The sequence below is a fragment of the Pseudomonas sp. 18-147 genome (assembly GCF_051048045.1).
Taxonomy (GTDB): Bacteria; Pseudomonadota; Gammaproteobacteria; order Pseudomonadales; family Pseudomonadaceae; genus Pseudomonas; species Pseudomonas aeruginosa.
Window position 1 is genome coordinate 4,825,508 of record NZ_CP182296.1, and the last position, 14,436, is coordinate 4,839,943.

14 protein-coding genes are annotated in these 14,436 nt (G+C 65.8%); 4 read left to right on the plus strand and 10 right to left on the minus strand.

All coding sequences use genetic code 11. The annotated features are described in order from the left end of the window. Positions 1 to 3 precede the first annotated feature (3 nt). From lepA to rpoE, 6 genes are all read right to left on the minus strand, one after another. Positions 4 to 1,803 (minus strand): translation elongation factor 4, encoded by a 1,800-nt coding sequence (gene lepA, locus ACM0M4_RS22880; protein ID WP_003085555.1) that lies wholly within the window; start codon positions 1,801 to 1,803, stop codon positions 4 to 6. Positions 1,804 to 1,952: 149 nt separating this feature from the next. Continuing rightward, complete coding sequence (gene mucD, locus ACM0M4_RS22885; RefSeq protein WP_003114183.1) at positions 1,953 to 3,377, minus strand: serine protease MucD; 1,425 nt, start codon at positions 3,375 to 3,377, stop codon at positions 1,953 to 1,955. Between the two features lie 39 nt (positions 3,378 to 3,416). Then, the gene (gene mucC / locus ACM0M4_RS22890; protein ID WP_016263846.1) at positions 3,417 to 3,872 is read right to left on the minus strand and encodes an alginate biosynthesis regulator MucC; all 456 of its coding nucleotides are present in this window, start codon (positions 3,870 to 3,872) and stop codon (positions 3,417 to 3,419) included. Further along, positions 3,869 to 4,819, minus strand: a complete 951-nt coding sequence (mucB, locus tag ACM0M4_RS22895; protein WP_003101960.1) for a sigma factor AlgU regulator MucB — start codon at positions 4,817 to 4,819, stop codon at positions 3,869 to 3,871. The genes mucC and mucB overlap by 4 nt, the downstream gene beginning before the upstream one ends. Before the next feature lie 8 nt (positions 4,820 to 4,827). Then, positions 4,828 to 5,412 (minus strand): anti-sigma factor MucA, encoded by a 585-nt coding sequence (gene mucA, locus ACM0M4_RS22900; protein WP_003101958.1) that lies wholly within the window; start codon positions 5,410 to 5,412, stop codon positions 4,828 to 4,830. 31 nt (positions 5,413 to 5,443) lie between these two features. Next, positions 5,444 to 6,025 (minus strand): RNA polymerase sigma factor RpoE, encoded by a 582-nt coding sequence (gene rpoE, locus ACM0M4_RS22905; RefSeq protein ID WP_003085543.1) that lies wholly within the window; start codon positions 6,023 to 6,025, stop codon positions 5,444 to 5,446. A gap of 403 nt (positions 6,026 to 6,428) precedes the next feature. Between rpoE and nadB the strand changes: the two genes are divergently transcribed. Then, positions 6,429 to 8,045, plus strand: coding sequence for an L-aspartate oxidase (nadB, locus tag ACM0M4_RS22910; protein ID WP_003101954.1), 1,617 nt, complete (start codon positions 6,429 to 6,431; stop codon positions 8,043 to 8,045). On the opposite strand, the gene ACM0M4_RS22915 is transcribed toward nadB, so the two are convergent. Next, a complete protein-coding gene (locus tag ACM0M4_RS22915; protein WP_054376027.1) occupies positions 8,014 to 8,466 on the minus strand; it encodes a protein YgfX in 453 nt (150 codons plus the stop codon). The two genes, nadB and ACM0M4_RS22915, sit on opposite strands and share 32 nt — an antisense overlap. Continuing rightward, the gene (locus tag ACM0M4_RS22920) at positions 8,450 to 8,704 is read right to left on the minus strand and encodes a succinate dehydrogenase assembly factor 2 (RefSeq protein WP_003085532.1); all 255 of its coding nucleotides are present in this window, start codon (positions 8,702 to 8,704) and stop codon (positions 8,450 to 8,452) included. Before ACM0M4_RS22920 ends, ACM0M4_RS22915 begins: the two co-directional genes overlap by 17 nt. A gap of 272 nt (positions 8,705 to 8,976) precedes the next feature. Between ACM0M4_RS22920 and ACM0M4_RS22925 the strand changes: the two genes are divergently transcribed. Beyond that, positions 8,977 to 9,921, plus strand: a complete 945-nt coding sequence (locus ACM0M4_RS22925) for a YgfZ/GcvT domain-containing protein (protein ID WP_003101947.1) — start codon at positions 8,977 to 8,979, stop codon at positions 9,919 to 9,921. A gap of 100 nt (positions 9,922 to 10,021) precedes the next feature. Continuing rightward, positions 10,022 to 10,858, plus strand: a complete 837-nt coding sequence (locus ACM0M4_RS22930) for an HDOD domain-containing protein (protein WP_003085528.1) — start codon at positions 10,022 to 10,024, stop codon at positions 10,856 to 10,858. An 8-nt stretch (positions 10,859 to 10,866) separates the two neighbouring features. Here ACM0M4_RS22930 and ACM0M4_RS22935 read toward each other — a convergent pair whose 3' ends face one another. Together ACM0M4_RS22935 and ACM0M4_RS22940 are read right to left on the minus strand one after the other, a co-directional pair. Beyond that, positions 10,867 to 12,249: a sensor histidine kinase gene (locus ACM0M4_RS22935; RefSeq protein ID WP_003145754.1), complete on the minus strand. Its 1,383-nt coding sequence runs from the start codon at positions 12,247 to 12,249 to the stop codon at positions 10,867 to 10,869. Continuing rightward, positions 12,242 to 12,913 carry a response regulator gene (locus ACM0M4_RS22940; protein ID WP_003085524.1) on the minus strand — a complete coding sequence of 224 codons (672 nt, stop codon included), beginning with the start codon at positions 12,911 to 12,913 and terminating at the stop codon, positions 12,242 to 12,244. The genes ACM0M4_RS22935 and ACM0M4_RS22940 overlap by 8 nt, the downstream gene beginning before the upstream one ends. Before the next feature lie 210 nt (positions 12,914 to 13,123). On the opposite strand from ACM0M4_RS22940, the gene ACM0M4_RS22945 reads away from it, so the two are divergent. Next, a complete protein-coding gene (locus tag ACM0M4_RS22945) occupies positions 13,124 to 14,407 on the plus strand; it encodes an OprD family porin (protein WP_003116508.1) in 1,284 nt (427 codons plus the stop codon). Positions 14,408 to 14,436: the final 29 nt, after the last annotated feature.

Here is a 14,436-nt window from a genome sequence, read left to right on the forward strand (position 1 = left end):
GTTCTAGCTATCCACTTTGAGCACGGCGAGGAAGGCTTCCTGGGGAATTTCCACGCTACCGACCTGCTTCATCCTTTTCTTACCAGCCTTCTGCTTCTCCAGCAGCTTGCGTTTACGGCTCACGTCGCCACCGTAACACTTGGCCAGCACGTTCTTCCTGAGCGCCTTGACCGTCGAGCGGGCGATGATCTGCCCACCGATGGCTGCCTGGATCGCCACGTCGAACATCTGCCGCGGGATCAGTTCCTTCATTTTCTCCACCAGCTGGCGGCCCTTGTAGGGGGCGTTGTCGCGGTGGACGATCAGGGCGAGGGCGTCGACCTTCTCGCCATTGATCAGCACGTCGAGACGAACCAGGTTGGACGGCTCGAAACGATCGAAGCTGTAGTCCAGGGAAGCATAGCCCCGGCTGGTGGACTTGAGGCGATCGAAGAAGTCGAGCACCACCTCGTTCATCGGCAGGTCGTAGACCACCTGCACCTGGCCGCTGAGGAAGTGCATGTCGCGCTGCACGCCGCGCTTCTCGATGCACAGGGTGATCACGTTGCCCAGGTGGTCCTTGGGCACCAGGATGGTGGCGCGGCAGATCGGTTCGCGCATTTCCTGGATCGACGCCAGGTCCGGGAGCTTGGACGGGTTGTCGACGTAGATGATCTCGCCATTCTTCTGCACGATCTCGAAGACCACCGTGGGCGCGGTGGTGATCAGGTCCAGGTCGTATTCGCGCTCTAGGCGCTCCTGGATGATCTCCATGTGCAGCATGCCGAGGAAGCCGCAACGGAAGCCGAAGCCCAGGGCTTCGGAGCTTTCCGGCTCGTATTGCAGCGACGAGTCGTTGAGGGTCAGTTTCTGCAGGGCGTCGCGGAAGTCCTCGAAATCGTCCGAGCTGACCGGGAACAGGCCCGCGTAGACCTGCGGCTTGACCCGCTTGAAGCCCGGCAGGACCTCGACGTCCGGCGTGTTGTTCAGGGTCAGCGTATCGCCCACCGGCGCGCCGTGGATATCCTTGATACCGGCGATGATGAAGCCCACCTCGCCCGCCTTCAGGTCGACGGTCTCGGTGTGCTTCGGAGTGAATACCCCGACGCTGTCCACCTGGTGGACCTTGCCGGTGGACTTCACCAGGATCTTGTCGCCCTTCTTCACCCGGCCGTTCTTCACCCGTACCAGCGAGACCACGCCGAGGTAGTTGTCGAACCAGGAGTCGATGATCAGCGCCTGCAGCGGCGCCTCGATCTCGCCTTCCGGGGCGGGGATGGCGGTCACCAGGCGCTCCAGCACCTCCAGCACGCCCATCCCGCTCTTGGCGCTGCAGGCCACGGCGTCGGTGGCGTCGATGCCGATGATGCTCTCGATTTCCTCTTTCACCCGCTCCGGCTCGGCCTGGGGCAGGTCCATCTTGTTCAGCACGGGCATCACTTCCAGCCCCTGCTCGATGGCGGTGTAGCAGTTGGCGACGGACTGCGCCTCGACGCCCTGGCCGGCGTCCACTACCAGCAGCGCGCCCTCGCAGGCGGCCAGCGAGCGGCTGACTTCGTAGGTGAAGTCGACGTGGCCGGGGGTATCGATGAAGTTGAGCTGGTAGGTCTTACCGTCCTGCGCCTTGTAGTGCAGGGTCACGCTGTGGGCCTTGATGGTGATCCCGCGCTCGCGCTCCAGGTCCATGGAGTCCAGGACCTGGGCCTCCATTTCGCGATCGGAGAGGCCGCCGCACATCTGGATGAAGCGATCGGCCAGCGTCGACTTGCCATGGTCGATATGGGCAATGATGGAGAAATTGCGGATATGGCTCAGGTCGCTCACGGCTCAACACACTCGAAAAGGGCAAGGGCGGCAATCCGCCGAAAAATAGCCGGGGAGTTTACCTGATGCTCGGGCAAGGCGTCACGCAGGTAACGGATTGACGGGCATGAAAAAGGGCGGTGGAAACCGCCCTTTTTTCGCCAGCCGGCTTATTCGGCCAGCTTGAAGGTAATGAAGCTGGCGCGTCCCTGGCGCAGCACCCGCATCGAAACCGAACGGTTCTTCGGCAGGGCCTTGGCCACGTCGGCGAAGACCTTGGTCGAGGTCACCGCCTTGTTGTCCAGGTGGGTGATGACATCGCCCGGACGCAGGCCGATGACCGCGGCCGGACCGTCCTGGACTTCCTTGATCACCACGCCGCCCTGGATATCCAGGCTCTTGCGCTGCTCGGCGGTCAGGTCGGCGACGGTCACGCCCAGGCGGTTGCTGCTGCGCTCGGCGCCCGGAGCGCCCATCGAGGCGATTTCCTCGTCGTCGTCCGGAAGGCTGCCTACCGCCATGCTCAGGGACTTGCGCTGGCCGTTGCGAATCACGTCCAGGTTGATCTTGTCGCCCGGCTTCATGTTGCCCACCAGGTGCGGCAGGTCGGCGGACTCGTTGATCGACTGGCCGTTCAGGCTGAGGATCACATCGCCCACCTGCAGGCCACCCTTGGCCGCCGGGCCGTCTTCCACCAGTTGCGCCACCAGCGCGCCGGACGGCTTGTCGAGGCCGAAGGACTCGGCGAGATCCTTGTTCACTTCCTGGATCACCACGCCCAGCCAGCCGCGACTGACCTTGCCGGCTTTCTTCAACTGGTCGGCGACGTTCAGCGCGACATCGATCGGAATGGCGAAGGACAGGCCCATGAAGCCGCCGGAACGGGTGAAGATCTGCGAGTTGATGCCGACCACTTCGCCCTGCAGGTTCAGCAGCGGACCGCCGGAGTTACCCGGGTTGATCGCCACGTCGGTCTGGATGAAGGGTACGTAGCTCTCGTTCGGCAGGCTACGCCCCTTGGCACTGACGATACCGGCGGTGACAGAGTGATCGAAGCCGAACGGCGAACCGATGGCCAGGACCCATTCGCCCACTTTCAGCTTGTTCGAATCGCCCAGTTTCAGGGTCGGCAGGTTCTTCGCCTCGATCTTCAGCACCGCCACGTCGCTGCGCGGGTCCGCGCCGATCAACTTGGCCTTGTGCTCGCTACGGTCGGACAGGCGCACCAGGATCTCGTCGGCATCGGCCACGACGTGATTGTTGGTGAGGATGTAGCCGTCGTTGGAGATGATGAAGCCGGAACCCAGCGATTGCGCCTCGCGCTGCTGGCCGCGCGGATTGCGCGGAACCTGCGGGATGCTGCGCTCGAGGAAGTCGCGGAACATCGGCGGCAGCCCTTCGAGGTCGGGGATCGACAGCTGCCCGCGCGCCATGGCGCGATCCGGCAGCTTCTGCCGCGTACTGATATTCACCACCGCCGGCGACGCCTGTTCGACCAAAGGCGTGAAGTCCGGCAGTTCTGCCCGGGCCGTCATCGCCAGGCTCAAGGCCAGCAAGGCCACCATCGCAGCCATACAGCGTTTTAGGGTATGCATCGACTACAGCTCCCGTGATGTTCGAGGGAAGAGAAAGACTCAGGCCGAATCGGACGGCCCGGAAATCAGCGCTCGCAGAACCACCGGCTGCGAGGCTGGATCATCGGCATGACGACGAGCATGCCGACGCACCAATAGCCAGGCCGCCAGCAAACCCGCCAGCCCGGACACGATGATCAGAGGTTCGACAAGGCCCGCCCGGGTCGCCAGCAATGCTGCCACGAAAAACCCGAGCAGAGGGAAAAGATAGAAGAGGACGGAGGCGCGCAACAACAGGTCTTCATGAATTCCTAGGACGACCGCATCGCCGACCCGCAGGCTCAGTTCGCTCAACGCGCGCACCCGGGCACGCCCCGCGCCGACGCCCAGGCGCTGCATCAGCCCCTGGCCGCAACCGGCATTGGCCGAGCAGGACGAGCAGGTACTGCGGCGCACGGTCTCGACCCATACCGCTCCCGGCTCGGTCGCCACCACTCGCCCCTGCTCCTCGATCATTTCTGGGCGGCGGCCTCGGGCCGGATGGACAGCGCCACCCGCTCGGCGGTGCCCAGCGGCACTTCGCCGACGACGGTCACCATCTGGCCGCCGTCATCGGTCTGCAGGCGCTTGGAAACCACCACGGTCGGGCCGAGCTGGCTGCGCGCGTCGCCAACCATGGCACCGTGCAGCGGCTCGATGAACACCGAGAATCGTGCCAGGCCATCGCCATAGGTCAGGCAGGCGACCGGATCGGGGGTGACCGGACTGCGACGCATGAAACTGCGGGTCAGGGTGAAACCTGGCGGCAGCCATTCCGAGCGCCAGGCCACGGTCTTCTCGCCGTCGGCCTTGGCCGGGCCGACGACCTGGCATTCGGCGCCCGCCTGCAACTGGTCTTCGGCAGGTGCCGCGCCGGTATTCAACTGGGTGAACTGGAAGCGCTCGAGCAACTGCCCCTTCTCGTTCAGCAGCAGCGACTTCAACGGCAGGCCGGTGTCGCGGTCCAGGTGCAGCTCGAAGCCGTAGCGATGCTGGTCGCGCGGAGTCACCGCAAGGACCACTGCCGGGCGGCCGGCGACACGGGATTCGCCGACCAGGCGCAGGTCGTACCAGGAAGCCAGCTGGGAGGGATCGAACTTGCGCACCGGCCACAGCTGGGCATCGGCCAGTTGGTCGGCAAGGCCGCCGCTGATGCACTGGGTGCGCCCGTCGACCCGGACCACTTCCTGGCGCGCGCCGTCGAGCTGGAGCAGGCGCTCGCGAACCGCACCATCGCTCTCCACGCGATGCCAGATCTCATGGGTGGAGAAGCTGCCATTGCGCTCGTAGACGAAGGTGCCTTGGAAACTGTTCTGGCGATCGGCCTCGGCGAGACGATTCAGCCAGTCGGAAGCGTCGGCAGCCTGAGTGGCGGGAACCGCCATCAGGCTGCCAAGCAAAAGCAACAGGGAGGTGGTGCGCATGTCTCTCCTCAGCGGTTTTCCAGGCTGGCTGCCCGAGCGTAGGGCAGCGCGCTCTCTGTACCACTGACGGCGGATTGTTGCACGTGCTGACGCAGGTAGATCGGCAGACGCTGCTCATGCCAGCGGGTATCGCTGGACGAGGAGTTGGTGATCACCTGCGGCGCCCCCTGCTCTTCGCTGTAGCCGGCCAGCACGGCCGGGCCTTTCACCTGAGGCAGGGCGATCTGCGGGGTGGTCCCCTGTTGCGCCATCTGCGGCAGGGCGTCGTTCTGGTTGTACAGACGCACGCCGGCCAGCACCGCCAGGGTCACCGAGGCAGCGACCGCCAGGCGACCGACCATCCGCCACGGTCCCTTCTCCGCTTTCGGCGGAGCGGCCTCGTCGGCCAGGGCAGCAGAGACCGCCGCAGCGATATCCAGCTTCGGCAGGGTAGGCTCGCGGTGCATGACGGACCGCGCCAACTGGTAACGCGACCAGGTGGAACGCAGCTCGGCATCCTCGCCGCAAGCTGCGAGCACCCGCCGCAACTCGAGTTCATCCGCTTCGTTATCCATCACAGCGGACAGAGTTTCCTGCAGGGCTTCACGACTCATAGCGATACCTCTCTTGGCATTTGCCGCTGTGTCAGGCTTCTCGCAACAAAGGCTGCAGAGCTTTGTCGATTGCTTCACGAGCGCGGAAGATCCGCGACCGTACCGTCCCCACCGGACACTGCATCACGGTGGCGATATCTTCGTAACTCAAACCTTCGAACTCGCGCAGGGTCAGGGCCGTGCGCAAATCCTCGGGCAACTGCTGGATGGTCTGGTGCACGGTGGCCTCGATCTCATCCCGCAACATCGCCCGTTCCGGCGACTCGATGTCCTTCAGGGCGTGGTCGCCCTCGAAGAACTCCGCATCCTCTGCGGTCACATCGCTGTCCGGTGGCCGACGCCCGCGAGCGACCAGGTGGTTCTTCGCGGTGTTGATGGCGATCCGATACAGCCAGGTATAAAAAGCACTATCGCCGCGGAAATTGCCGAGCGCACGGTATGCCTTGATGAAGGCTTCCTGCGCTACGTCCTGGGCTTCCTGGGCGTCGTGCACGAACCGCACGATCAATCCCAGTATCTTGTGCTGGTATTTCAGTACCAGCAGATCGAAAGCCCGCTTGTCTCCGCGCTGTACCCGTTCAACCAGTTGCTGATCCTGTTCCTGGGTTAGCATGAAAGCTCCTCTTCGAACCTGGAGGAGCTTCGAGCGTCCCAGCGAATCGTCTTGCCAAGATAGACTCGGGCTTCTTGCAAAAGTTCTCCCCTCCAAGCATGCGTCACGAGTTTTTTCCTCGCTCGTGACGTGCGGCCCCGGACATCGTGTCCGGGCCCCGCGAAAATGGATTGCATCGGGCTCAGGGCCCGGCCTCTGTGCCGCTGGGTAGGCCAACCGGACGAGGTCTTCAGGCATCCTGCTTTGGAACCGATGCGTCTAAGAAAGTTCCAGCATCGCCCCGCTCTGATGACGCCTGCCGATGACAGGCCCGCAGCTCATCCGCCGGACCGGCAGCGGGGGTGCGCTATTGTGCCGCCAGGCCCTTCTATATACTAGGGCTCCACCACGGGGAAATGCGGGCATGAGCCAACATTATCAACACGATGTACTGGTCATCGGCAGCGGCGCCGCCGGCCTGAGTCTGGCCTTGACCCTTCCGGAACACCTGCGCATCGCCGTCCTCAGCAAGGGCGAACTGTCGCAGGGCTCGACCTACTGGGCCCAGGGCGGCGTGGCCGCCGTGCTGGACGATACCGACACCGTGGAATCCCACGTCGAGGACACCCTGGTCGCCGGTGGCGGCCTGTGCCGCGAGGATGCGGTGCGCTTCACCGTGGAGCATAGCCGCGAAGCGATCCAGTGGCTGATCGAACAGGGGGTGCCCTTCACCCGCGACGAGCAGCACAACCACGAGGAAGGCAGCTTCGAATACCACCTGACCCGCGAAGGCGGGCACAGCCACCGGCGCATCATCCATGCCGCCGACGCCACCGGCGCCGCGATCTTCAATACCTTGCTGGCCCAGGCCCGGCGGCGACCGAACATCGAGTTGCTGTCGCAGCGAGTGGCGGTCGACCTGATCACCGAGCGCAAGCTCGGTCTGCCGAGCAAGCGCTGCCTGGGCGCCTACGTGCTGAATCGGGAAAGCGGCGAAGTCGATACCTTCCGTGCCCGCTTCACCGTGCTGGCCTCCGGTGGCGCGAGCAAGGTCTACCTTTATACCAGCAATCCTGACGGCAACTCCGGCGACGGCATCGCCATGGCCTGGCGCGCCGGCTGCCGGGTCGGCAACCTGGAGTTCAACCAGTTCCACCCGACCTGCCTGTACCACCCGCAGGCCAAGAGTTTCCTCATCACCGAGGCATTGCGCGGCGAAGGCGCCCTGCTCCGCCTGCCCAATGGCGAGCGTTTCATGCCGCGCTTCGACCCGCGTGGCGAGCTGGCGCCCCGAGACATCGTGGCCCGCGCCATCGACCATGAAATGAAGCGTCTGGGGATCGACTGTGTCTACCTGGACATCAGCCACAAGCCGGCCGAGTTCATCAAGGCGCACTTCCCCACCGTCTACGAGCGCTGCCTGGACTTCGGCATCGACATTACCCAGCAACCGATCCCGGTAGTGCCGGCCGCTCACTATACCTGCGGCGGCGTGCTCGTCGACCAGCACGGGCATACCGACGTGCCGGGCCTCTACGCCATCGGCGAAACCACCTTCACCGGCCTGCACGGCGCCAACCGCATGGCCAGCAATTCGCTGCTGGAATGCTTCGTCTATGCCCGCTCTGCCGCCGCCGACATGCTCCAGCGCCTGCCCGGCACGCCCGTGCCGGAAAGCCTGCCAAGCTGGGACGCCAGCCAGGTCACCGACTCCGACGAGGACGTGATCATCGCGCACAACTGGGACGAACTGCGGCGTTTCATGTGGGACTACGTCGGTATCGTGCGCACCAACAAGCGCCTGCAGCGCGCCCAGCACCGGGTGCGCCTGCTGCTCAGCGAGATCGACGAGTTCTACAGCAACTACAAGGTCAGCCGCGACCTGATCGAGTTGCGCAACCTGGCGCTGGTCGCCGAACTGATCATCCGCTCGGCCATGCAGCGCCGCGAAAGCCGGGGCCTGCACTACACGCTGGATTATCCGGACCTGCTGCCCGAAGCCCGCGACACTATCCTGGTGCCGCCCATCTACGGCGACTGAAGCGCAGGCGGACACGCAGGCGCCGATGGCTGTCGGCGCCCAATGCATCGGCCGGGATACAGCAGCCAAGGATGCGCCAGCGGCCCGGCAGGCGCACGCGCAGTACGATGAGCCAGGGCAACGCCAGGCTGTCAGGGCGCAATTGCACCGCTTGCCAGCCGCTTCCGGCGCTCCACAGCTGCCAGCCCCGCTCGTCATGGCGCACGCCGCGGAAGGCCCGCGAGCCGCGCAGCAGTACCTGGCGGTACAGCCCCCAGGCACCGTAGGCCAGGCAGACCAGCGCAAGCGGCGGCTTCAGCCAGACCGGCAGCGCCGCCAGCAGGATCGACAGCAGCGCCAGGGCCCACAGTGCCAGGCTCGCCGCCAACAGGATCGGAGAGACCAGCCAGCGGCATTCGAACGGCTCAATCCGGCTGGACACGGTCCAGGATCATCCGCACCATCCGCCGCAGGTCGGCGTCTTCCGGCTCGCCGCGCTGCATGAACCAACCGAACATGTCCTGGTCCTCGCACTCCAGCAGCTTGCGGAAGCGCGCCTGGTCCTCGGCGTCCAGGCCCGGGTAAACCTCCTGCACGAAAGGCACCAGCAGCACATCCAGTTCCAGCATGCCGCGACGGCTGTGCCAGTAGAGTCGTTTCAGTTCGGTTTCATCTGCCATGTTCGGGCTCCTCGAAAACGCCCGGCATTATAGGGCGGTTGCGCTCGAATGGCGCGGCCCGATGACGAGGCGTCGCTCCGCCGGCGTCCGCCCTTGGTCGTATTGCCCGGCAAACCAAGGGTATCCGCGCGGGACGCAGGCCCATGCCGACGGCGGCCTCGGAAGTGTCCGACAACCGCCAAGGCGGATGCGCCAGGCATTCTTGCCCGCTGACAAGCCTCGGACCGAGTTCTATGATGACGGTCCTGACTGACTGACCGCGCAGCATCGCAATGGCCGACCCCGCTTTCCACACCCCGCTAGTCCATGAAGGCATCCTCGCCGTCCGCGGCCCTGACGCCGCCAAGTTCCTCCAGGGCCAGCTGACCTGCAACCTCGCCTACCTCAACGACGAGACCTCCAGCCTCGGCGGCCGCTGCAACATCAAGGGCCGCCTGCTATCGAGCTTCCGCATCCTGCCCGAGGGCGACGGCCTGCTGCTGGCGATGGCCGGCGAGCTGCTCGAGGCCCAGTTGGCGGACCTGAAGAAATACGCCGTATTCTCCAAGGCCAGCCTTGCCGACGAGAGCGCAGCCTGGCTCCGCATAGGCTTGCGCGACGCCAGCGAGGCACTGCGCGCCCTGGGGATAGACACCCCGGCGGAGAGCGGCAGGATCGCCCGCCACGGCGACCTGCTCGCCGTCGCCCTGGGCGACGCCCGCGTCGAGCTATGGGTTCCGGCGCAGCGCGCCGAGGCGGTGCTTGCCACGCTCCGCGAGCACAGCCGCGAGGCGCCGCTCGACGATTGGCTGCTCGGCCAGGTGCGCGCAGGCATCGGCCAGGTGTTCGGCGCTACCCGCGAGCTGTTCATCCCACAGATGATCAACCTGCAGGCGGTCGGCGGGGTCAGCTTCAAGAAGGGCTGCTATACCGGCCAGGAAATCGTCGCCCGCATGCAGTATCTCGGCCGCCTCAAGCGCCGCCTGTATCGCCTGGCGCTGGACGCAGACGAGGTGCCGGCGCCCGGCACCGGGCTGTTCTCGCCAGTCCATTCCACCAGCGTCGGCGAAGTGGTACTGGCCGCCCGTACGCCGGAGAACAGCGTGGAATTGCTCGCCGTGCTGCAGGACGACGCCGTCGCCGACGGCCGGATCAGCCTCGGAAGCGCCGAAGGAGCGCCGCTCGTCCTCCTCAATCTGCCTTACACGCTGGACAGCGACCGCGAAATCCAGCGCTGACCGTAAACTGTGCCTCGCCGTCCGCGGACGGCCCGCCAGTATTCCCATGGCCGGTGCACGTAGAGCGTGCTCCGGCCATTGCGTTTTCAAAGGAAATGCCATGAGCAAGCTTGCCGACAAAGTCCAACAGGACCTGATCCGCGCCATCGATCAGGATGAACTGGTGCTGCCGACCCTGCCCGAGGTGGCCCTGCAGGTCCGTGAGGCGGCGGAAGACCCGGATGTCAGCATCCAGGCCCTGAGCAAGGTGATCGGCAACGACGCGGCGCTGACCGCGCGCATCATCCGCGTGGTGAACAGTCCGCTGCTGCGCAGCCCGAAGGAAATCACCGACCTGCAGATGGCGATCAGCCGGCTGGGCATCAACTACACCTGCAACCTGGCCACCGGCCTGGCCATGGAGCAGATGTTCCAGGCCACCACCGACGTGGTCGACCGCAAGATGCGCGAAGTCTGGAACAAGAGCACCGAGATCGCCGGCATCTGCCACGTGCTGGCCCGTCACTACACCCGTCTGGCGCCGGACCAGGCGACCCTGGCCGGGCTGGTGCACCAGATCGGCGTGCTGCCGATCCTCACCTACGCCGAGGATCACAACGAGCTGCTGTCGGACTCCATCAGCCTGAGCCATGTGATCGAGCGCATCCATCCGCTGATCGGCGAGCGCATCCTCAAGGCCTGGGATTTCCCCGCGCCGATCGCCGAGGTCCCGCGCCAGCACCTGGACTTCACCCGCAACTCGCCGCGCGCGGACTATACCGACCTGGTCCAGGTCGCCACCCTGCAGAGCTACCTTGGCAGCGAGCATCCCTATACCCGCCTGGACTGGAGCCAGATCCCGGCGTTCGCCAAGCTCGGCCTCGAGCCGACCGTCGACATGAAGGAAGACGAGGACCTCTCCAGCGCCCTGGAAGCCGCCACCAGCATGCTGCAATAGACCCCGCCCTACTCCGCCGGGAAGCGCACCCGCACCAGCAAGCCGCCCAGTTCGCCTTGGTCGAGCTGGATCTGCGCCCGGTGCGCCCGGCAGACCTCGCCGACGATCGCCAGCCCCAGGCCGCTGCCGGGGCTGTCGCCGCGCCGGTAGAAGCGCTGGAAGACCCGCTCGCGGTCGGCGGCGGGAATTCCCGGACCATCGTCTTCCACTTCCAGCACGCCCCCCTCCAGCACCCTGAGGATCACGTTGCCGCCCTGCGGGGTGTGCGCCAGCGCGTTGTCCAGCAGGTTGCTGAGCAATTCGTTGAGCAGCGTCGGTTCACCCTGGATCCACACCGGCCCGGCGCTTTCCAGCGCCAGCGAGGCTCCCCGCGCATAGGCCAGCGGCGCCAGCGCCAGGCCCAGTTCCCGGGCCAGGGCGGTCAGGTCGATACGCTCGGCGCCACCCTCGGCGATGGCCTGGGCGCCGCTTTCGATGCGCGCCAGGGAGAGCAGCTGGTTGGCCAGGTGGATCAGGCGGTCGGTGTTCTTCGCCGTGGTCTCCAGGGTCGAACGCCAGGCTTCCGGCTCCTGCTCGCGCAGGCCCAGTTCCAGGCGCGCCTTGAGCGCCGCCAGCGGCGTGCGCAACTCGTGGGCGGCATCGGCGATGAACTGCGACTGCCGCTCGAACAGGCTGCGCAGGCGCTGGGTGAAGTGGTTCAGCGACTCCACCAGCGGCCGCAATTCATGCTGGACCTCTAGCATCGGCAACGGCCGCAGGTCGTCCGGCTGGCGCTCTTCCACCTCGCGGCGCAGGCGATCCAGCGGACGCAGCGCGGCGCTCACCGCCAGCCACACCAGCACCAGCGCGCCGACGCCGAGGACGCCCAGGCGCAGCAGGGTATCGGTCATCAGGCTGCGCGCCATGCGCTCGCGGGCGCCTTCGGTCTCCGCCACGCGGATCTCCGCCATGCCGCTCATGCTCGGTTCGCTGACCGGTTGCAGCAGGCTCACCACGCGTACGTCGACGCCCTGGTAGACGCCGTCGTAGAACTTGGCCAGGGCCGGGTAGTCGTCGGTGCGCAGGGCATCGGCGGGTGCCGCCGGAAGATTCTCGTAGCCGGAGATCATCCGTCCGTGGATGTCGTTGACCTGGTAGAAGATCCGCCCGGCGCTGTCGTAGGCGAAGGTATCCAGTGCCACGTAGGGGACGTCGGCGCGCAGGGTGCCGTCCTTCTCGTAGAGCCCGTCGGCGATCGCCCGCGCCGAGGCCAGCAAGGTCCGGTCGTAGGCGGTGTCGGCCACCTCGCGACCGTTCCAGTAGGCGCTCAGGCCGCTCGCCAGGAGCACCAGCAGCAGGAGCAGGGCCAGCCACAGCAGCAGCCTTCCGCGCAGGCTGCCGGCATCAGTCACCCTGCGCCTCCAGCAGGTAGCCGAGGCCGCGGAAGGTGACTATGCGCACGGCGCCGCCTTCCAGCTTCTTGCGCAGGCGGTGGACGTAGATCTCGATGGCGTCGGCGCTGGCCTCCTCGTCCAGGCCGAAGACCTGGGCGGCCAGTTGCTCCTTGCTCATCACCCGCCCCGGACGGGCGATCATCGCTTCCAGCACCGCCTGTTCCCGCGAGGTCAGGGTCAGCGGCTGCTCGTCGAGGCTGAAGCGCCGGGTGCCGAGGTCGTAGACCAGGGCGCCGCAGCGCTGCAACTGTTCGCCACCGAGCACGCTGCGGCGCAGCAGGGCCTTGACCCGCGCCTCCAGCTCGGACAGTTCGAAAGGCTTTGCCAGGTAGTCGTCGGCGCCGAGATTGAGGCCGTGCACCCGGTCCTTCACCTCGCCGCGCGCAGTCAGCATCAGCACCGGCAGGGTCTTGCCGCGCCCGCGCAGGCGCGCCAGCACCTCGAAGCCGTCCATCCGCGGCAGGCCGACGTCGAGGATCGCCAGGGCGTACTCCTCGCTGGCCAGGGCCAGGTCGGCGGCCACCCCGTCCTGCAGCAGGTCTACCGTCCAGCCGGCGCCCTTGAGCGCCTGGACCACGCTTTCGGCGAGCTGCGGATGATCTTCCACCAGAAGGATGCGCATGGACGGTTCTCCACCACCGGATGAGGGCACAAGAGGCGAAGTGTACCGGGGAAAACCCTCCGGTAAATGGCTTCTCTGCCACCGGGGATTGCTGAAAGCCTGGCGAAAGCTTGGCGCCTTAGGATCAGTCGATGGACGGCGCAGATCGTCCGCCAAAACGCCCTGCAGCGTGGTGCTCGGCGTACAAGAACAAGAATCGGAGACCACTGCATGTCGACTTCCCTGCCGCAGGCCGCAAGGTCTGTACGTTCGTCCCGCAGCACCACCCTGACCACCACCGCCGTCGTGCTCGCCGGCATCGCGCCCCTGGGCAACGCCGCCGGCTTCCTCGAAGACAGCAAGGCCAGCCTGGAAACCCGCAACTTCTACATGAACCGCGACTTCCGCGACGGCCCCGGCCAGTCCAAGCGCGAGGAGTGGGCGCAAGGCTTCATCCTCAACCTGCAGTCCGGCTACACCCAGGGCACCGTCGGCTTCGGCCTCGACGCCATGGGCATGCTCGGCGTCAAGCTCGACTCCGGCCGCGGCCGCAGCGGTACCGGACTGCTGCCGAAGGATTCCGACGGCCGCGCGCCGGACACCTACTCGAAACTGGGCCTGACCGCCAAGGTCAAGGTCTCGCAGAGCGAGCTGAAAGTCGGCACGCTGATTCCGAAGCTGCCATCGGTACAACCGAACAACGGGCGGATCTTCCCGCAGATATTCGAAGGCGCGCTGCTCACCTCGAAGGAGATCAAGGACCTCGGCTTCACCGCCGGGCGCCTGGAAAAGACCAAGATCCGCGACTCCAGCGACTCCGAGGACCTCGCGCTGAACGACAAGAACGGCCGCTTCGCCGGGGTCAGCGCCGATCACTTCGACCTCGGCGGACTGGACTACAAGCTCACCGACCAACTCACCGCCAGCTATCACTACAGCAACCTGCAGGACGTCTACCGCCAGCACTTCGTCGGCCTGCTGCACAGCTGGCCGATCGGTCCCGGCGAACTGACCAGCGACCTGCGCTTCGCCCGCAGCACCGACAGCGGCTCGGCCAAGGCCGGCGGCATCGACAACAAGTCGCTCAACGGCATGTTCACCTACAGCCTTGGCAACCATGCCTTCGGCGCGGCCTGGCAGCGAATGAACGGCGACGACGCCTTCCCCTACCTGGAAGGCAGCAACCCGTACCTGGTCAACTTCGTCCAGGTCAACGACTTCGCCGGCCCCAAGGAGCGCTCCTGGCAACTGCGCTACGACTACGACTTCGTCGGCCTCGGCATTCCCGGCCTGACCTTCATGACCCGCTACGTCAAGGGCGACAATGTCGAACTCGCCGGGCAGCGCGGCGAAGGCCGCGAATGGGAACGCAACACCGAACTGCAGTACGTGTTCCAGAGCGGCGCGCTGAAGAACCTCGGAATCCGCTGGCGCAACGCGACCTTCCGTTCCAATTTCACCCGCGACATCGATGAGAACCGCCTGATCGTCAGCTATACCCTGCCGATCTGGTAAGCCAGAACAAGAACTCCACAGGAGCACCG